The 16,817-nt window shown below is 69.2% G+C and carries 20 protein-coding genes and 1 tRNA gene; 8 read left to right on the forward strand and 13 right to left on the reverse strand.

Going from position 1 to position 16,817, the window contains the following annotated elements:
* The first annotated feature begins 85 nt into the window (after window positions 1-85).
* Window positions 86-160: transfer RNA gene (locus LNW72_RS19170), tRNA-Asp, on the forward strand.
* Between the two features lie 138 nt (window positions 161-298).
* Window positions 299-481, forward strand: a complete 183-nt coding sequence (locus tag LNW72_RS19175) for a DUF6274 family protein (RefSeq protein WP_250976531.1) — start codon at window positions 299-301, stop codon at window positions 479-481.
* Window positions 482-919: 438 nt separating this feature from the next.
* On the opposite strand, the gene bldC is transcribed toward LNW72_RS19175, so the two are convergent.
* Entirely contained in the window at window positions 920-1,126 is a 207-nt protein-coding gene (gene bldC / locus LNW72_RS19180; protein ID WP_003949541.1) for a developmental transcriptional regulator BldC, read from the reverse strand.
* 491 nt (window positions 1,127-1,617) lie between these two features.
* Window positions 1,618-2,463, reverse strand: a complete 846-nt coding sequence (locus LNW72_RS19185; protein ID WP_250976532.1) for a hypothetical protein — start codon at window positions 2,461-2,463, stop codon at window positions 1,618-1,620.
* A gap of 397 nt (window positions 2,464-2,860) precedes the next feature.
* On the opposite strand from LNW72_RS19185, the gene LNW72_RS19190 reads away from it, so the two are divergent.
* Together LNW72_RS19190 and LNW72_RS19195 are read left to right on the forward strand one after the other, a co-directional pair.
* Window positions 2,861-3,973: a Glu/Leu/Phe/Val dehydrogenase dimerization domain-containing protein gene (locus tag LNW72_RS19190; protein WP_250976533.1), complete on the forward strand. Its 1,113-nt coding sequence runs from the start codon at window positions 2,861-2,863 to the stop codon at window positions 3,971-3,973.
* Window positions 3,974-4,352: 379 nt separating this feature from the next.
* Window positions 4,353-4,610 (forward strand): DUF3073 domain-containing protein, encoded by a 258-nt coding sequence (locus tag LNW72_RS19195; protein WP_138355816.1) that lies wholly within the window; start codon window positions 4,353-4,355, stop codon window positions 4,608-4,610.
* A gap of 109 nt (window positions 4,611-4,719) precedes the next feature.
* On the opposite strand, the gene purM is transcribed toward LNW72_RS19195, so the two are convergent.
* The 7 genes from purM to LNW72_RS19230 form a co-directional block, all read right to left on the reverse strand.
* Window positions 4,720-5,787, reverse strand: coding sequence for a phosphoribosylformylglycinamidine cyclo-ligase (purM, locus tag LNW72_RS19200; RefSeq protein ID WP_250976534.1), 1,068 nt, complete (start codon window positions 5,785-5,787; stop codon window positions 4,720-4,722).
* A 125-nt stretch (window positions 5,788-5,912) separates the two neighbouring features.
* A complete protein-coding gene (gene purF, locus LNW72_RS19205) occupies window positions 5,913-7,430 on the reverse strand; it encodes an amidophosphoribosyltransferase (protein ID WP_250976535.1) in 1,518 nt (505 codons plus the stop codon).
* Between the two features lie 243 nt (window positions 7,431-7,673).
* A complete protein-coding gene (locus LNW72_RS19210; protein ID WP_250976536.1) occupies window positions 7,674-8,477 on the reverse strand; it encodes a maleylpyruvate isomerase family mycothiol-dependent enzyme in 804 nt (267 codons plus the stop codon).
* A gap of 36 nt (window positions 8,478-8,513) precedes the next feature.
* On the reverse strand, window positions 8,514-8,684 hold the full coding sequence (locus LNW72_RS19215) for a hypothetical protein (RefSeq protein ID WP_250976537.1): 171 nt from the start codon (window positions 8,682-8,684) through the stop codon (window positions 8,514-8,516).
* Between the two features lie 144 nt (window positions 8,685-8,828).
* On the reverse strand, window positions 8,829-9,032 hold the full coding sequence (locus tag LNW72_RS19220; protein WP_138355820.1) for a DUF4177 domain-containing protein: 204 nt from the start codon (window positions 9,030-9,032) through the stop codon (window positions 8,829-8,831).
* A gap of 64 nt (window positions 9,033-9,096) precedes the next feature.
* Window positions 9,097-9,297, reverse strand: coding sequence for a DUF397 domain-containing protein (locus tag LNW72_RS19225; RefSeq protein ID WP_250976538.1), 201 nt, complete (start codon window positions 9,295-9,297; stop codon window positions 9,097-9,099).
* 11 nt (window positions 9,298-9,308) lie between these two features.
* Window positions 9,309-10,187: a helix-turn-helix transcriptional regulator gene (locus LNW72_RS19230; protein WP_250976539.1), complete on the reverse strand. Its 879-nt coding sequence runs from the start codon at window positions 10,185-10,187 to the stop codon at window positions 9,309-9,311.
* A gap of 236 nt (window positions 10,188-10,423) precedes the next feature.
* Here LNW72_RS19230 and LNW72_RS19235 point away from each other — a divergent pair, with 236 nt between their 5' ends.
* From LNW72_RS19235 to LNW72_RS19245, 3 genes are all read left to right on the forward strand, one after another.
* Window positions 10,424-10,891, forward strand: a complete 468-nt coding sequence (locus LNW72_RS19235; protein ID WP_250976540.1) for an ATP-binding protein — start codon at window positions 10,424-10,426, stop codon at window positions 10,889-10,891.
* A gap of 387 nt (window positions 10,892-11,278) precedes the next feature.
* Window positions 11,279-11,635 carry a hypothetical protein gene (locus tag LNW72_RS19240; RefSeq protein ID WP_250976541.1) on the forward strand — a complete coding sequence of 119 codons (357 nt, stop codon included), beginning with the start codon at window positions 11,279-11,281 and terminating at the stop codon, window positions 11,633-11,635.
* Window positions 11,632-11,883 (forward strand): hypothetical protein, encoded by a 252-nt coding sequence (locus LNW72_RS19245; RefSeq protein WP_250976542.1) that lies wholly within the window; start codon window positions 11,632-11,634, stop codon window positions 11,881-11,883. The genes LNW72_RS19240 and LNW72_RS19245 overlap by 4 nt, the downstream gene beginning before the upstream one ends.
* Window positions 11,884-12,067: 184 nt before the next feature.
* On the opposite strand, the gene LNW72_RS19250 is transcribed toward LNW72_RS19245, so the two are convergent.
* The 4 genes from LNW72_RS19250 to purS form a co-directional block, all read right to left on the reverse strand.
* Window positions 12,068-12,862 carry a PIG-L deacetylase family protein gene (locus tag LNW72_RS19250; protein ID WP_250976543.1) on the reverse strand — a complete coding sequence of 265 codons (795 nt, stop codon included), beginning with the start codon at window positions 12,860-12,862 and terminating at the stop codon, window positions 12,068-12,070.
* 111 nt (window positions 12,863-12,973) lie between these two features.
* Complete coding sequence (gene purL, locus LNW72_RS19255) at window positions 12,974-15,223, reverse strand: phosphoribosylformylglycinamidine synthase subunit PurL (RefSeq protein WP_250976544.1); 2,250 nt, start codon at window positions 15,221-15,223, stop codon at window positions 12,974-12,976.
* Entirely contained in the window at window positions 15,220-15,900 is a 681-nt protein-coding gene (gene purQ, locus LNW72_RS19260) for a phosphoribosylformylglycinamidine synthase subunit PurQ (protein WP_138355827.1), read from the reverse strand. The genes purL and purQ overlap by 4 nt, the downstream gene beginning before the upstream one ends.
* Complete coding sequence (purS, locus tag LNW72_RS19265) at window positions 15,897-16,142, reverse strand: phosphoribosylformylglycinamidine synthase subunit PurS (RefSeq protein ID WP_138355828.1); 246 nt, start codon at window positions 16,140-16,142, stop codon at window positions 15,897-15,899. The genes purQ and purS overlap by 4 nt, the downstream gene beginning before the upstream one ends.
* Before the next feature lie 355 nt (window positions 16,143-16,497).
* Here purS and LNW72_RS19270 point away from each other — a divergent pair, with 355 nt between their 5' ends.
* On the forward strand, window positions 16,498-16,815 hold the full coding sequence (locus LNW72_RS19270; RefSeq protein WP_138355829.1) for an Lsr2 family protein: 318 nt from the start codon (window positions 16,498-16,500) through the stop codon (window positions 16,813-16,815).
* The last annotated feature ends 2 nt before the right edge of the window (window positions 16,816-16,817 follow it).

The raw sequence follows: 16,817 nt of genomic DNA on the forward strand, positions 1-16,817 counted from the left end.
CTGCCGCCGAACGGGTTCGACCCCACCCCCTGACCTGCTGTACAGTCTCTCTCGCAGCGCAGGAAGGTTCAGCGCCGCAAAGCCTGGTCCTGTGGAGCAGCTTGGAGTGCTCGCCACCCTGTCAAGGTGGAGGCCGCGGGTTCAAATCCCGTCAGGACCGCATCATCGAAAGGCCCGGATCCCTTGTGGATCCGGGCCTTTCGCGTTGCCACCGGTCCGCGTCGCTCCCCGTTCCCCCCTGCGGCCGGTGCTGTGCGCCGTCTTGACGGGTCCCGGCGGCCGCCGGTACGTCTTCGGTATGACGCCGACTCCCAGGCACGAGACGAGGGCGCTGCTGCGCGCCCACCTGGCGGCCGCTTCAGGGAGCAGGCACCTCACCCGACACTGCGTCACCTGCCACCGCCTGTTGCGACTTGCGCTCCTGAAGCCCGATTCCCCATTACCGCAAGGATCTGAGCAGCCACAAGACCCGTGCGTGTGACGGGCGTCACTCAAAGATTTCCAAGACGTGGGGAACTCGACCCCCTTCTGGGGGGTGTCAATTTAATATGTGCAATTGCACCTGTGCCCGATCTGCCCGCGATGCGCAGCGGTCGGCGGCGACAGGTCCGCGCAAGATGCCCACAAGACTGCACAGCGGACCCCACAGAGGCGCTCGTACGGCCGGCCGCACCGGGCGGCGCAACTGCCCCCGAAAGCCCCGCAACGTCCCGCAACGCCCCCTCGGCACCCCCCGTGGCGCCCCTCAAGGGCCCCTGGGAGCACAAAAAAGATCGCATCGGACCCGGCGGAGTCCGATGCGACCTTCTGTGTCCGTGTGGCGTCCCCGATGGGGGCAGGGAGCCCGTGGAGCGGTGGAGCAGGTGACTTATGGGGTGGGGGCCCCATAAGACGGCCCTAAAGGGCATGTAAGGGCTAGTCAGGCCTCGCTGCGCTGCTGCGGAATGCCCGCCAGAAGTGCGCGGACCTCCGCCTCGCGGTAGCGGCGGTGCCCGCCGAGCGTGCGGATGGACGTGAGCTTCCCAGCCTTGGCCCACCGTGTGACCGTCTTCGGGTCCACGCGGAACATCGTGGCGACCTCAGCGGGGGTCAGCAGCGGCTCGGCATCAGGGGTGCGAGCGGTCATGAGCGGCCTCCTCGAGAGAACCGAACCAGCGCGGTTCTTCCTCTAAATTCTGCACCTTGACCCGTGTTGCCCGAAATGGCGGACGCGGGCCGAGTCGGTAATAGGACGAACGGCTTGTCCTCGGCACTACAACTACACCATCCGTCCAGCCTCGTCGGCCAAACCGATGGAATTGCCCTCTCAGGGGTTCAAGCTCTACGGAAGCCGATGGACCATGCCATAACGGACAGTCACTCCGGAGTGACGATCAGTCACAGCTGGATCACCAGCCCCATCCCCACCCTCAAGATATGCAATACCGGACAATCCGCCCATTGCTGGACGGAACAAGCTCTTCCATGACTCGTTGTCCCATATTGGCACGACCGGTAGGGATGTCCGCAAGAGTCCAGTTACGTGCTCTCCGTCACGCTTGAGCCAATGGCCCGGATCGGGACCAACGTCCCCGGCCCTCCGGCGGCGTGTCGGCAGCCGCCGGCGCGCTGTCGGCGTCAGCTCGCGAACTGCAGCTCGCGGATGGTCCGCCAGCGCTCGGTGAGCCGCTCGTACGCCTCGGAGGCGGCCGCTCCCGACCCGTCCTTGAGCGCGGCGAGACCCTCGGCCACATCGGCGGCCGACCGGTCCTCCGCGAGATCCGCCTCGGGGATCGCGTGCACCAGGCCGCCGTAGTCCAGTTCGACCATGGAGCGCGGGTGGAACTCCTCCAGCCAGCGGCCCACGTCGATCAGGCCGTCGATCAGCGGGCCCTCCTCCAGCGCGTCCTTGAGCACCCGCAGCCCGCGCGCCACCCGGCGGCGGGCCTGCACCATCGGCGTCCGGTACCGCATCAGCGGCTCCTTGGACTCGCCGAGCCCGGCCGGCTCGTACTCGCGCTCGTCATCGCCGAACAGGGCGAACCAGCGGACCGGTACGTGCCAGGTCGCGGAGCGGATCCACGGCCGGGCGTCCGGGTTGCGCTCCCGCCACGCCTCGTGGTCCGCCTCCGCCTGGGCGCGCACCACGGCGGGCAGCACCGCGTCCAGCACGATCTCCGGAAGCTGGTCGGCGAGGGCGTCCAGCGCCAGCCAGCCGCGCAGCCGGGTACGCCAGGGGCAGATGTGCGTCACGCCGTTGACGACGGCCACGAAGGCGTCGCGGCTCTCGTGCACCGGGACCGCCACCGGCGGGACGGGCAGCAGGTCGGCCAGCGACTGCCGCAGTTCGTCCTGTGCGGTCCGCACCTCGCCCGCGGCCGCATACCGGTACCAGTGGGTGCGTTCGGGCTCGGGGAACGCCGCCAGCGGCTCGTAGACCCGCAGATAGGCCGCGTACGGGACCAGCACCGATGACAAGCCCACACCTGCTCCCTCGTGACCGGCTCTCACCCGAATCGTCCCACGCTCCGGCCCGCGGTGGGGGTGATCCACAGCACTGTGCCCGTCCGGGCGGCCGACGCCGGGCGCGGGGTCCTCCGGAGTGTCGTTCCGCACGGCTCCGGAACGCCCTCGTCCACTTTTTTCCGCGCTCCTTCCGCGCTCCTTCCGCGTTCGTTCAGACTGCCTTCCGGCGGCCGCGGCCCGCTACGGCGCGGCCCGGGGCGGTGCTCGGGAGGACGTACCGTGCGCAGCGGAGGCCGTCGGCGCTCACCCGGTCGGGCCCTACGGCCGTACGGGCCGCCTGCGGGCAATACGCTTGCGCCAACCGGCCCTCCCCACCCGCACGGAGGGCAACCTCTGGACTGCAGGAGTCACCACCGTGACCGACGTTCTTCAGACTTCCAGCGTCGTCTCCAAACTGTTCCGGTCGGAACAGGGCGGACACGAGCAAGTCGTCTTCTGCCAGGACCGTGCCAGCGGCCTCAAGGCCGTCATCGCGCTCCACTCCACCGCCCTGGGCCCGGCCCTCGGCGGTACCCGCTTCTACGACTACGCGACCGACGAAGAGGCCGCGCTCGACGCCCTCAACCTCTCCCGCGGCATGTCGTACAAGAACGCTCTGGCCGGCCTCGACCACGGTGGCGGCAAGGCCGTGATCATCGGTGATCCGGAAGCGATCAAGAGCGAAGAACTCCTGCTCGCCTATGGCCGTTTCGTGGCCTCGCTCGGCGGCCGCTACGTCACCGCCTGCGATGTCGGCACCTACGTGGCCGACATGGACGTCGTCGCCCGCGAGAACCGCTGGACGACCGGCCGCTCCCCCGAGAACGGCGGCGCGGGCGACTCGTCCGTGCTGACCGCCTTCGGCGTCTTCCAGGGCATGCGCGCCGCCGCCCGCAGCCAGTGGGGCGAGCCCACGCTGCGCGGCCGCCGGGTCGGCATCGCCGGCGTCGGCAAGGTCGGCCACCACCTGGTGGAGCACCTGATCGAGGACGGTGCCGAGGTCGTGATCACCGACGTCCGCGCCGACGCCGTCGACCGGATCCGCGCCCGCCACCCGCAGATCAGCGCCGTCTCCGACGCCGATGTCCTGATCCGGACCCCGCTCGACGTCTACGCGCCCTGCGCGCTCGGCGGCGCGCTGAACGACGAGACCGTGCCGGCCCTCACCGCCACCATCGTGTGCGGCGCGGCCAACAACCAGCTCGCCCACCCGGGCGTCGAGAAGGACCTCGCCGACCGCGGGATCCTCTACGCGCCCGACTACGTGGTGAACGCCGGTGGCGTGATCCAGGTCGCGGATGAGCTGCACGGCTTCGACTTCGACCGGGCCAAAACCAAGGCGACGAAGATTTTCGACACCACCGCCGCCATTTTCGACCGCGCACGGACCGACGGCATTCCGCCGGCCGCCGCCGCGGACCGGCTGGCCGAGCAGCGCATCGCCGACCGGACCGCGGCCGCCGACTGGCTGCGTCCCGAGGCAGGCTGATTTCAGCCACTTACCCGCCGGTCACCCGCCGCTCACCTGCTGTGCGGCGGGCGGTCGCCTGTCCGAGGGCAGGCGACCGCCCGCCGATCTCCCCCCGGCACGGCCCGGTGGGCCACCCCCTGACGCGGTGGGTGACCGAACGCACGACGCGATAGCAAGTTCGCGCTAGAACCGGGTAAAATCACGGCTGACCAGCCAGGACAGGGCCCACTTCGGCTCCCGCTCCGACGCGCGTCGTGCGGGCGACGTACCGTGCGGCTCCGGAAGCAGGTACCGTTGAGGGCCTACGGACCGGTCTCTCCCCGGAGAGACCGCTCCGATTCATGAACGCGTGTCAAGACTCGGGGCCATCGAGCCCCGCCGTTGAGGGGGTCGAGCCATGGGGCGCGGCCGGGCCAAGGCCAAGCAGACGAAGGTCGCCCGCCAGCTGAAGTACAACAGCGGCGGTACAGATCTGACACGTCTGGCCGACGAGCTGGGCGCATCGTCACCACTTCCGGTACTTCCGCCGGAGCCTGTTGTGGACGATGACGACGAGAACGACGACGACGATCCGTACGCACAGTACGCGAGTCGTTACAACGATGATGACGACGACGAGGACTCCGAGCCCTCGCCGCAACGTCGTCACTCTTGACGCTGCACTTCTACAGACCCGGTCCGGGGCCCGCCCCGGACCGGGTTTCGTCATGGCCCAGGGCGCCTAGGGCCTGTCCGGTGGACAGACCCCCGGCACCCGGACCTGGCTACTTCGCGTAGTCGCCGGTCAGGGTCACGGCTTCGGCGTGGTCACCGCGTTCGACGACCTCGCCACTCACCCATGCCTCCACACCGCGGTCTGCGAGGGTGGCGAGCGCCACATCCACCGAGTCCTGCGGCACGACGGCGATCATGCCGACGCCCATGTTCAGCGTCTTCTCGAGCTCCAGCCGCTCCACCCCGCCGAGCTCACCGACGGTGGTGAAGACCGGGTCCGGCCGCCAGGTCGAACGGTCGACGGTGGCGTGCAGGTGGTCCGGGATCACGCGGCCCAGGTTGTTGGCCAGACCGCCGCCGGTGATGTGCGAGAACGCGTGCACCGGGGCGAGCCGGGTGAGCGCCAGGCAGTCCAGCGAGTAGATCTTGGTCGGTTCCAGCAGCTCCTCGCCGAGGGTCCGGCCGAACTCCGGAACGTCCCGGTCCAGCTCCCAGCCGGCCCGGTCGAAGAAGACGTGGCGCACCAGCGAATACCCGTTGGAGTGAAGTCCCGACGACTCGATCGCGATCACCGCGTCACCCGAACGGATACGATCCGCGCCCAGCACCTCGGCGGCCTCGACCACACCGGTGCCGGCGCCCGCGACGTCGAAGTCGTCCGGGCCCAGCAGGCCCGGGTGCTCGGCGGTCTCGCCGCCGACCAGCGCGCAGCCGGCCAGGACACAGCCCTCGGCGATGCCCTTGACGATCGCCGCGACCCGCTCAGGGAAGACCTTGCCGACACAGATGTAGTCGGTCATGAAGAGCGGCTCGGCGCCGCACACGACCAGGTCGTCCACGACCATGCCGACCAGGTCGTGGCCGATCGTGTCGTAGACGCCCATCCTGCGGGCGATGTCGACCTTCGTGCCGACGCCGTCCGTGGCGGAGGCCAGCAGCGGCCGCTCGTAGCGCTTGAGTGCGGAGGCGTCGAAGAGGCCGGCGAACCCGCCGAGGCCGCCCACGACCTCGGGCCGGGTGGCCTTCCTGACCCACTTCTTCATCAGGTCCACGGCGCGGTCGCCCGCTTCGATGTCCACGCCGGCGGAGGCGTAGCTGGCGCCGGTATTCTCAGGCATGGCTGGGAACTTTCACGTCGTCGAGTAGATGCGGTGCGATCACCGGGGCGGCGATCAGAGGAGCCGGATTCACGGTCACCGGCTCCCGGGATGGAGCGTCACGGCAGTAGTCCGAGCTTGCCCGATTACGGACGGCGCAGCGCGTCGGCGGCGTCCGCGCCACCGGCCAGCTCGGTCTCCAGGAGCTGCTTGCCGAGCAGCTCCGGGTCGGGCAGATCCATCGGGTAGACCCCGTCGAAGCAGGCCCGGCACAGGTTCGGCTTGGCGATCGTCGTCGCCTCGACCATCGCGTCCAGCGAGATGTACGCGAGCGAGTCCGCGCCCAGCGACTTGCCGATCTCCTCGACGGACATGCCGTTGGCGATCAGTTCGGCGCGGGTCGCGAAGTCGATGCCGAAGAAGCACGGCCACTTGACCGGCGGCGACGAGATCCGGATGTGGACCTCGGCGGCCCCCGCCTCACGGAGCATCCGCACCAGCGCGCGCTGGGTGTTGCCGCGGACGATCGAGTCGTCCACGACGATCAGCCGCTTGCCGCGGATGACGTCCTTGAGCGGGTTCAGCTTGAGCCGGATACCCAGCTGCCGGATGGTCTGCGACGGCTGGATGAACGTCCGGCCGACGTACGAGTTCTTGACCAGGCCGGTGCCGTACGGGATCCCGCTCGCCTCGGCGTAGCCGACCGCGGCCGGCGTGCCGGACTCCGGAGTCGGTATCACCAGATCGGCTTCGACGGGGGCCTCGGCGGCGAGCTTGCGGCCCATCTCCACCCGGGACAGATAGACGTTCCGGCCCGCGATGTCGGTGTCCGGGCGCGCCAGGTACACGTACTCGAAGATGCAGCCCTTGGGCTTGGCCTCCGCGAAACGGGTGGTCCGCAGACCGTTCTCGTCGATCGCGATCAGCTCGCCGGGCTCGATCTCCCGGACGAAGCTGGCGCCGCAGATGTCGAGGGCGGCGGACTCCGAGGCGACGACCCAGCCGCGCTCCAGCCGGCCGAGCACCAGCGGGCGGATGCCCTGCGGGTCACGCGCCGCGTACAGCGTGTGCTCGTCCATGAAGACCAGGCTGAAAGCACCCTTGACCAGAGGCAGCACCTTGGAGGCGGCGAACTCGACGGAGAGCGGCTTGCCGTCCTCGTCGACCTGTCCGGCCAGCAGCGCTGTCACCAGATCGGTGTCGTTGGTGGCGGCCACCCGCGTGGCCCGGCCATTGCCCTGGGGCAGGTCGGCGACCATCTCGGCGAGCTCCGCCGTGTTGACCAGGTTGCCGTTGTGACCGAGCGCGATCGACCCGTTGGCGGTGGCGCGGAAAGTGGGCTGGGCGTTCTCCCACACCGAGGCACCGGTGGTCGAGTAGCGGGCGTGACCGACGGCGATATGGCCGGTCAGAGAGCCGAGAGAGGTCTCGTCGAAGACCTGGGAAACAAGCCCCATGTCCTTGAAGACGAGGATCTGGGAGCCATTGCTCACAGCGATGCCCGCGGACTCCTGTCCGCGGTGCTGCAGGGCGTACAGACCGAAATAGGTGAGCTTGGAGACCTCTTCGCCGGGGGCCCAGACACCAAAGACGCCGCAAGCGTCCTGGGGGCCCTTCTCGCCGGGGAGCAGGTCGTGGTTGAGTCGTCCATCACCACGAGGCACACAGCGAGTCTAAGGCAGATCCGACCCGCGTCCGAACGGGCGAAGGACCGTGAACCCCGCGATCACGGGTGTGACCACGGGTGTCTCACCGCAGGTGAGGCGAGGATCACGTGCTTTACGGGCCCCGGGCGGACACCCTGTGAGCACCCCACTACGGGGTGGTGGGGACGGGGGTCCTGCGGACCCGCTCAGCCGGGCGCCGGGGGGTGGCTCAGCCGAGGGCCGGGAGACCGGTGGGGTGGCTCAGCCGAGGACCGGGAGATAGGGACCGAGATCGGCCCGCTCTCCGCTCGCCGAGACGGCGGCGGCGTCGAGCGCGGTCTTCCAGTCGGTCCGGCCGGTGGCCAGCCGGATCCAGGTCAGGGGATCGGTCTCGACGACGTTCGGCGGCGTGCCCCGGGTGTGCCGGGGCCCCGCCACGCACTGGACGGCCGCATACGGCGGAATGCGGACCTCGACCGAGTTCCCCGGCGCCTTGACCGCCAGCGCGTCGGCCAGCAGCCGGGTGACGGCCGCGACGGCCTGCCGGTCGTGCGCCACCTCCACACCGGTGGCGCGCGCCAGATCGTCCCCGTGCACCACCAGCTCCACGAGCCGGGTCACGGTCATGTCCAGCGCCCGCATCGCCCCGAACACATGCGGAACGATCCGGTCCGCCCGTACCGCCTCGTCCAGGAACGGCTCGATCCGCTCGGCCGCCGCGTCGAGCGCTTCCCTGACATCGGTGATGCCGGCGGCGGTCTCCCGGGTCGACGCGTCCAGCTTGTCCGCGATGGCGGCGGTGGACACCGCCCACACCGACAGCCCGGTGACCGGAGGCACCGGATCCGGCGCGGGCTCGCCGAGCAGCACCCCGACGGCGTCGATCTGCCGCACGATATGCGCCACCAGCAGCCGCACATCCCACCCGGGCAACCCGGAGGGCCTGGTCAACTGCTCGTCCGTGAGCGATCGCACCGCCACCCGCACCGCCCCCACCTGCGCGACGAGCGCGGCACGCGTCCTGGCAGGGTCATAACTACGGGCACGGCGACCGGCTGACGTCATACACGGAGGGTATGCGCGCGCTCGGCGACCGAGAACTCAGTTTTTGACGGGGCTGGTCCAGTCGAGCAGCGGCTCGGTGTCGAGATCGATGCCGATGGGCTCCGGCAGGCTGACGTTCTTCCCGAACACGACGGTGTGGCGCTCCTGGTAGACACCCTCGACCGGCTCGCTGTACACCGTGACCTCACGGCTGTCGCGATCGATCAACAGGCTCCCTGTGCCTGGATCGTCACGCTCGGTTTCTGAGCCTATAGGGATCCGAAATCGAGCGTAGCCACCCTGGGGGATATTCGCCCTGACCTGAGCCGACTCGGGCGCGGGGCACACCCCCCGCGCCCGCCAGCTCAGTTCTCAGCCCTGACGGGGGCGCTCGAAGGTCAGCAGCAGACCCTCGACGGCGCCGGGGCCGATGCGGCCCTTGACGTCGGCCGCGGTGATCGACTTCAGCGCCCAGCCGTCACCGGCGTGCTTGTTGAGCGTCTTCTCCAACTTGTCGCCGTCCAGCGCGTCACCGATCAGCGATTCACGGAACGAAACAACCTTGTACTCGAACATGGCCCAGCCCCTCGTGCGTACGTACGGAATCCGTCCGCCGCCACCCAACCACGCCCCTGCGGGGTTACGGGGCGGCGGGGGCGGATCCGTCGGCCTTGATGGCGTCGAGGAAGGCCGCGAAGCGCGCGGGGGTGGTGCGGAGGACGACGGCGGGGGCGTCGCTCTCCCGGAGGAGGATCGCGCCGCCGGGGGCGGCGGCCAGCTCGACGCAGTTCTCGCCGCCGGAATCGCTGAACGAGGACTTCTGCCACTGAAGCTGAGACATGTTCGCCGCTCCTAGAGTGCGTAGGCGACGTGCTGGATCAGACCCAGCGAGTCTTTCACCAAGTGGCTTTCCGGCACCGCGCCGGGGTCGATTGGAGCCAGGGCCGCAGCAGCCAACCGTACGAACGTGTCGGCGTAGCTCTCGACGACTGTGTCGCCCCCGAGGAAGACGGTGCGTTCAGCCGGGGTATCGGCCACAACCGTTTCCAGTCCGGGCGCTTGTCCGTGCAAGAGGGAGAAGGAGGTGCTGAAGCTTCTGACCGCCCCGACGTCGAACGGGAGGATCTGCAGCGTCACATTCGGCAGACGTGCGGCCTCGATCAACCGCATCAGCTGCTCGCGCATGACATCTGGGCCACCGACGGCAATCCTCAGCGCCGCCTCATGGATCACAGCATGCAGTGGAAGCGCGTCATCGCCGATCAGTAGGTGCTGCCGCTCCAGCCGAAACCGCACCGCCGGTTCGATGTCCGGTCGTTGTGCGCTGCCGAGAATGGCCCGCATGTACCCCTCGGTCTGCAAGAGACCAGGGATGAACAGCGTCTCGTAGCTACAGGCTCGCTTGGCTCCCGCCTCAAGCTCCGCCAGGTCCAGGGCGATTGGCGATACCAACTTGCGGTGCTCGGTCCACCAGCCCTTGCCGGAATCCTCCGCCATGTCGACGAGCGCCGCGACGTAGGGCTCATCCGTGCATCCGTACGCCTCGCACAGCGCGCGGAGCCGCGAAGTGACGATGGAGGTCCGGCCGGCCTCGATGTGGCTGAGGTGGGCCGACCCCATCCCGATCACCTCGCCAGCCTCTTTCGTGACCATGCCGGACCGCTCACGGAGCTTGCGTAGTTCAGCACCCAGCCGACGCTGCCGCTCAGTGATGCTGGTGCGCAGTCCCAATGGGGCTCCTTCGAAGAAGTTCGCTCACAGTCTGCACCCGGCCGGTGACCCGGTCCATCACCTTCGACGATTGGGTTGCAATGCTGAACCCAGTTCCCCTACCGTCTGTGATGTCGCCATCACAGGGCGCACGCTCGCAGCAAGACGGCAGCGCATCGCTACTCCCATGCCTTGGGCATGGGAGGGGCGACAGGCCACCGCGTGGGGGCGTTTCCCAGAGCCGTTCGGAGAGCCGCATGAACGCGAAGGACGAACCCCCTCGAACCCCGCCCGGTGAGGGCGCGGGCACGGGCACCGACGACGAGTGGGACTACTCGCTCCAGATCCCGCACGACCTGCGCGGCGCCGGCATCGCGCGCTGCACGCTCAGAGCGGTGCTCAACGCGTACGGGCTCGCGCCGATGATCGAGGTGGCACAGCTCGTCGCGGCCGAACTCGTCGCGAACGCGCTGGAGCACTCCAGCGGGCCGGTCAGTCTGCGACTGCACTGGCGGGAGAGCAACTTGCGGCTCGGGGTCTGGGACACGAGTCCCGAGAAGCCGGAGTTCCTGACCGTCACGGACGAGGCGGAACACGGGCGCGGCATGTGGCTGGTCACCGGGCTCGCGGCGGCGTGGGGGTGCCACCTGCTCGGGGAGGAGCCCTTCGGGCTCGCGGGGAAGCTCGTGTGGGCGGACATCGCGGCGGAGTCCGCTGCCGCGTAACCGGAACGGGCGGGCGGTGGCTACCGCTCTGACCCCAGCCCTCACCGAACCCGAACTGCACCGCTCGAACCCCAGTCACCGCCGCGCCACGAAGAACCGCCGGAGAAATACGATTGCCATCGCCGGCAGGCCCGCCGATACCGCCCCTTCGTTTTCCCCACCACACAAACCAAGCCGCGCCGTCCGGATCCCAACCGGTGGTTCGTGGCCCCGCTTCAGGCTCCGGAGTGCTTTTCGTTCGGGCGAAGGTCGCCGAAGATCGTGCGGCGAGCTGAGGGTGACCGGTACAACCGTGGAGTCCGCAGCCCTTCACGGGAGGCGACGATTTTCCCCGCTCCGACGATTCCGGCTGGCGTACCGTGGCTGGTGCGACCCGAGGAGACGACCATGAGTACGCAGCCCGAGCACCCTGGCGGAGAGCTGATCCCCAGGCCCGAGCGGACCCCTGACGCTCTACGCGTCGCCCTCGCCCGGATCGCACCGCACCGGCTGGAGGAGATGGAGCGCCAGAAGAACGAAGCGTTCTCCATGGCTGCCCAGCACGACGCGCTCGGCCCTATTCGGATGTGGCTGCTGATCTGGTCGGGCGAGGTCGAGATCGAGCGTCGCCCGGACCTCTCCGAACGGCGGCGCAACGCCGAGCGAGCGGCTCAGACGCTCCCCAGAGAAGATCCCGCCTGGCGTGCGGCCATGGACGACATCGTCGCCCTGACCGAAGAGGCACGCGCGGCAGTGGCCGGATGAATTGGTCCTGGGAGTACGACCCGAACGAAGAACACGTCATCGGTGGGGCACCGGCCGCCCTGGTTGCCGCCGTGGAAAAGCGTGCCGACGAACTGGCCCTTGCGGCAGAGGCTCTCTACCTTGACGGCACAACCCACCAAGACGCCTCCCCCAAGGGCGAGAACGTCCTGGTGCCTGGAGGCATGTTTCTGTGCCAGATCATTCCCCGGCACGAACGCGTCTACATCATGCAGATCACCTGCTGGTAGTGCGACTGGAGACCCAGCGGGCTCGGCGATACGGCGGTGGCCGTCGGATCGCCCCGCACCCCACCCGCAGGGCACCTCCGGCCGCAACAGCAACCCACCCCGTCAAGGGGAGCGCAGCGGACCGCCTCGCTGGCAGGTGCGCAGCGCCGCAGAAGAGCACTCCGTATCGCCCTGCCCTCAGCCTCTACCGGACCCCCAGCAGGTCCCCGCTCCTGCCTGCTCCCGGGGCCAGCCCCGCCTCGGCGAACCACTCCCTCCCCAGCAGCAGTCCGAAAATCGGGACCGGTAGGCGGATCAGCAGGCGGAACAGCGCCGACGAGCGGCCCTTGCCCTCTGCCACCTGGGAGCGGTGGGCGGCCAACGCGGCGCGCTTCTGGGCCGCGTAGGGGCGGACGTTGATGCGGTGGGTGATGGCTGATCGGGGGGTGTACGAGGTGCGTATGGCCTCCGGGTCGTAGCGGACCGGGGTGCGGAGGAAGCGCAGCGTACGGAACAGCCGGTGGGTGGGCTCGCGTGGCCGCGTCGCCTCCAGCACGCGGGTGCCCGTCAATCGGGCGGCCCGCGCGCCCACTTCGTGGACTCGCACGTGGTCCCGGTGTCCGTAGCCGCCCTGGGCGTCGTAGCTGAGCAGGACGTCGACGCGCTCCTCACGCAGCAGGTCAGCGAGGAGTGACGCGGCCTCGTCGAGGTCCGCGCGGGCGAACCGCACGCGGTCCGGCGGGTCGGGGAAGAAGAGCGGGCCGTGGCCGCTGTCGGCGTAGCCGAGGTGCACCACGCGGGCGACGCCCAGGATCGCGGCGCTCGCCCGTAGTTCGTCCAGGCGCAGGGTGCCGTCCGGGCCGGTCGCGTCGCCCATGATGCCGTCGCAGGCGACGGCCACGACCACCCGGTGACCCTCCGCGGCCAGCCGCGCCAGCGTGCCGCCGGTGAGCAGCACCTCGTCGTCCGGATGGGCGTGGAACGCCAGAATCGTCGTCATCCCGGTCATCCTGGCAGAGCGCCGGCAGGCGCTGGCAGGCCCTGACAGGCATGCGAACGGCCCGGTCGCGGCTCCTCGGAGGAGGAGCCGCGACCGGGCCGGGACGTGAACTCAGGCCAGCAGAGCCGGGATCGTCGCCTCGTGCGCCTGCTTCAGCTCGCTCAGCGGGATCGTGAACTGGTCCTGGATCTCGATCGTTTCGCCGTCCACGACACCGATGCGCGCGGCCGGGAGGCCCCGCGCGCCGCACATGTCGTTGAAGCGGAGCTCCTCGCTGCGCGGGACGGCGACGACCGCGCGGCCGGCCGACTCGCTGAAGAGGAAGACGAACGGGTCGAGGTCGTCCGGGACGACGATCCGGGCGCCCTTGCCGCCGCGCAGGCAGGACTCGGTGACGGCCTGGATGAGGCCGCCGTCCGAGAGGTCGTGCGCGGCGTCGATCATGCCGTCGCGGGAGCCGGCGATGAGGATCTCGCCGAGCAGCCGCTCGCGCTCCAGGTCCACCGCGGGCGGCAGGCCGCCGAGGTGGCTGTGGACGACCTCGGACCAGGCGGAGCCGCCCAGTTCTTCCTTGGTGTCACCGAGGAGGTAGAGGAGCTGGCCCTCTTCCGCGAACGCCATCGGCGTACGGCGGTTGACGTCGTCGATGACGCCGAGCACCGCGACCACCGGGGTCGGGTGGATGGCGACGTCGCCGGTCTGGTTGTAGAGCGAGACGTTGCCGCCGGTGACCGGGGTGCCCAGGATCAGACAGCCGTCGGCCAGACCGCGGGTGGCCTCGGCGAACTGCCACATGACGTCCGGGTCCTCGGGGGAGCCGAAGTTGAGGCAGTCCGAGATGGCGAGCGGCTTGGCGCCGGTGGCGGCGACGTTGCGGTACGCCTCCGCCAGGGCGAGCTGCGCGCCGGTGTACGGGTCGAGCTTGGCGAAGCGGCCGTTGCCGTCGGTGGCGATGGCGACGCCGAGGTTGGTGTCCTCGTCGATGCGGACCATGCCCGAGTCCTCGGGGTGCGACAGCACCGTGTTGCCCTGCACGAACCGGTCGTACTGGTCCGTGATCCAGGACTTCGACGCCTGGTTCGGCGACGAGACGAGGGCCAGCACCTGGCGGCGCAGTTCATCACCGCTCGCCGGGCGGGGCAGCTTGTTCGCGTCGTCGGCCTGGAGGGCGTCCTGCCAGGACGGGCGGGCGTACGGGCGGTCGTAGACCGGGCCTTCGTGGGCGACGGTGCGCGGCGGGACGTCGACGATCTGCTCGCCGTGCCAGTAGATCTCCAGCCGCTCGCCGTCGGTGACCTCACCGATGACGGTGGCGATGACGTCCCACTTCTCGCAGATCTCCAGGAAGCGCGCGACCTTGCCGGGCTCGACGATCGCGCACATGCGCTCCTGGGACTCGCTCATGAGGATTTCCTCGGGCGAGAGGGAGGAGTCGCGCAGGTGCACGGTGTCGAGCTCGACGCGCATGCCGCCGGAGCCGGCCGAGGCCAGCTCGGAGGTGGCGCAGGACAGGCCCGCGCCGCCGAGGTCCTGGATGCCGTCGACGAGGTCGGCCTTGAAGATCTCCAGGGTGCACTCGATGAGGAGCTTCTCCTGGAACGGGTCGCCGACCTGGACCGCGGGGCGCTTGCTGGGCTTCGCGTCGTCGAAGGTCTCCGAGGCGAGGACCGAGACGCCGCCGATGCCGTCGCCGCCGGTGCGGGCACCGTAGAGGATGACCTTGTTGCCGGCGCCCGACGCCTTGGCGAGGTGGATGTCCTCGTGCCGCATGACGCCGACGCAGAGCGCGTTGACGAGCGGGTTGCCCTGGTAGCAGGCGTCGAAGACGACCTCGCCGCCGATGTTCGGCAGGCCCAGACAGTTGCCGTAGCTGCCGATGCCGGACACGACGCCGGGCAGCACGCGCTTGGTGTCGGGGTGGTCCGCGGCACCGAAGCGCAGCGGGTCCATGACCGCGACCGGCCGGGCACCCATCGCGAGGATGTCGCGGACGATGCCGCCGATGCCGGTGGCCGCGCCCTGGTGGGGCTCGATGTACGAGGGGTGGTTGTGCGACTCGACCTTGAAGGTGACCGCGTAGCCCTGGCCGACGTCGACGACGCCGGCGTTCTCGCCGATGCCGACGAGCATGGCGTCGTTCTCGGGGACCTTCTCGCCGAACTGCTTCAGGTGGACCTTGCTGCTCTTGTACGAGCAGTGCTCGGACCACATGACGGAGTACATCGCGAGCTCGGCGCCGGTCGGACGGCGGCCGAGGATCTCGCGGATGCGCGCGTACTCGTCGGGCTTGAGGCCGAGTTCGGCCCAGGGCTGGTCGGCCTCGGGGGTCTTTTCGGCGTTCGTGACGGTGTCGAGGGTCATGCGGTGACCAGCTTCTTCAGGATCGAGGTGAAGAATCCCAGACCGTCGGTGCGACCGGTGCCGATCAGCGGCTCGACGGCGTGCTCGGGGTGCGGCATCAGGCCGACGACGTTTCCCGCGGCGTTGGAGATGCCGGCGATGTCGCGCAGCGAGCCGTTGGGATTGACGTCGAGGTAGCGGAAGACCACGCGGCCCTCGGCTTCCAGTTCGTCCAGGGTCCGCTCGTCGGCCACATAGCGGCCGTCGATGTTCTTCAGCGGGATGGAGATCTCCTGGCCGGCCGAGTAGTCGGCGGTCCAGGCGGTGTCCGCGTTCTCCACCCGCAGCTTCTGGTCGCGGCAGATGAAGTGCAGGTGGTTGTTGCGGAGCATCGCGCCGGGCAGCAGGTGCGACTCGGTCAGCACCTGGAAGCCGTTGCAGATGCCGAGGACCGGAAGGCCGTCCCTGGCGCCCGCGATGACCGACTCCATGACGGGGGAGAAGCGCGAGATCGCGCCGGCCCGCAGGTAGTCGCCGTAGGAGAAGCCGCCCGGCAGGACGACCGCGTCGACCTGGTGGAGGTCCTTGTCGCGGTGCCACAGCGGCACCGGCTCGGCACCGGCGACGCGGATCGCGCGCTGGGTGTCGCGGTCGTCGAGCGTTCCGGGGAAGGTGACGACGCCGACGCGTGCGGTCACGACTCCACCTTCACGGAGAAGTCCTCGATGACGGTGTTGGCAAGGAAGGTTTCGGCCATCTCCCGGATACGGGCGAGGGCGGCGTCGTCGACCGGCCCCTCGACCTCGAGTTCAAAGCGCTTTCCCTGGCGGACGTCCGCGATCCCTTCGAACCCGAGACGCGGCAGTGCGCGGTGCACCGCCTGGCCCTGGGGGTCGAGGATCTCCGGCTTGAGCATGACGTCGACTACGACGCGTGCCACTGGCACTCCCGGTGTTGTGGTGGTGCGTGAAGTGACTTCAGCGTACCCGTCGCAAAAATCTACGCGGGTAGATATCCTGTTCTCCGACGGTTGACGCTCATCACGTTTAAGTATCGGCCGTGCGATTCTCTAGGGGATGCGTTTCAAGAAACGTAGGGTCCCGATTGCGACGGGACACGCGGAGGAATAATCCTCCGGCTTCCCGACGTAATGCATGGCATCGTACAAATGAAAACTTATTGTCCCCGACTTGTCGGCTTCATCGCATCGACCCAGCTCAGCCGCAGATCTGCCGTAGATCAGCGGTAGCACGGAGGCCGGCAGAAGCCGATTCCGCACGAAAGGACCGACACCCATGGCGCAGCGCGTAGTGGTCAGCCTCTCCGACGATCTCGACGGCGGCGAGGCAGCGGAGACGATCGTTTTCGGGATCGACGGAAAGTCCTTCGAGATCGACCTGTCGGCGGTCAATGCCGACAAGCTGCGGAGCGCGCTGTCGCCGTATGTCGGCGCCGGCCGGAAGCACGCCCGCTCGGGAAAGGTCTACAAGCGCACGGCCGTCGCGCCCGACCCGGCCGCGGTGCGCGCGTGGGCCCGGTCCAACGGCTTCGACGTGCCGCCGCGCGGCCGCATCCCGAAGAAGGTCTACGAGGCGTTCAACGAAGCGAGTTGAGC

The organism is Streptomyces sp. RKAG293 (genome assembly GCF_023701745.1).
GTDB lineage: Bacteria > Actinomycetota > Actinomycetes > Streptomycetales > Streptomycetaceae > Actinacidiphila.

Excerpts from the sequence above, each read along its gene's own strand:
- purM (WP_250976534.1), bottom strand. The coding sequence starts at position 5,787 with ATGCCTGAGAATACCGGCGCCAGCTACGCCTCCGCCGGCGTGGACATC.
- LNW72_RS19245 (WP_250976542.1), top strand. The coding sequence starts at position 11,632 with ATGAATTGGTCCTGGGAGTACGACCCGAACGAAGAACACGTCATCGGT.
- LNW72_RS19235 (WP_250976540.1), top strand. The coding sequence starts at position 10,424 with ATGAACGCGAAGGACGAACCCCCTCGAACCCCGCCCGGTGAGGGCGCG.
- LNW72_RS19250 (WP_250976543.1), bottom strand. The coding sequence starts at position 12,862 with ATGACGACGATTCTGGCGTTCCACGCCCATCCGGACGACGAGGTGCTG.
- LNW72_RS19270 (WP_138355829.1), top strand. The coding sequence starts at position 16,498 with ATGGCGCAGCGCGTAGTGGTCAGCCTCTCCGACGATCTCGACGGCGGC.
- LNW72_RS19225 (WP_250976538.1), bottom strand. The coding sequence starts at position 9,297 with ATGTCTCAGCTTCAGTGGCAGAAGTCCTCGTTCAGCGATTCCGGCGGC.
- LNW72_RS19220 (WP_138355820.1), bottom strand. The coding sequence starts at position 9,032 with ATGTTCGAGTACAAGGTTGTTTCGTTCCGTGAATCGCTGATCGGTGAC.
- LNW72_RS19195 (WP_138355816.1), top strand. The coding sequence starts at position 4,353 with ATGGGGCGCGGCCGGGCCAAGGCCAAGCAGACGAAGGTCGCCCGCCAG.
- LNW72_RS19240 (WP_250976541.1), top strand. The coding sequence starts at position 11,279 with ATGAGTACGCAGCCCGAGCACCCTGGCGGAGAGCTGATCCCCAGGCCC.
- LNW72_RS19210 (WP_250976536.1), bottom strand. The coding sequence starts at position 8,477 with ATGACGTCAGCCGGTCGCCGTGCCCGTAGTTATGACCCTGCCAGGACG.
- purL (WP_250976544.1), bottom strand. The coding sequence starts at position 15,223 with ATGACCCTCGACACCGTCACGAACGCCGAAAAGACCCCCGAGGCCGAC.
- LNW72_RS19175 (WP_250976531.1), top strand. The coding sequence starts at position 299 with ATGACGCCGACTCCCAGGCACGAGACGAGGGCGCTGCTGCGCGCCCAC.
- bldC (WP_003949541.1), bottom strand. The coding sequence starts at position 1,126 with ATGACCGCTCGCACCCCTGATGCCGAGCCGCTGCTGACCCCCGCTGAG.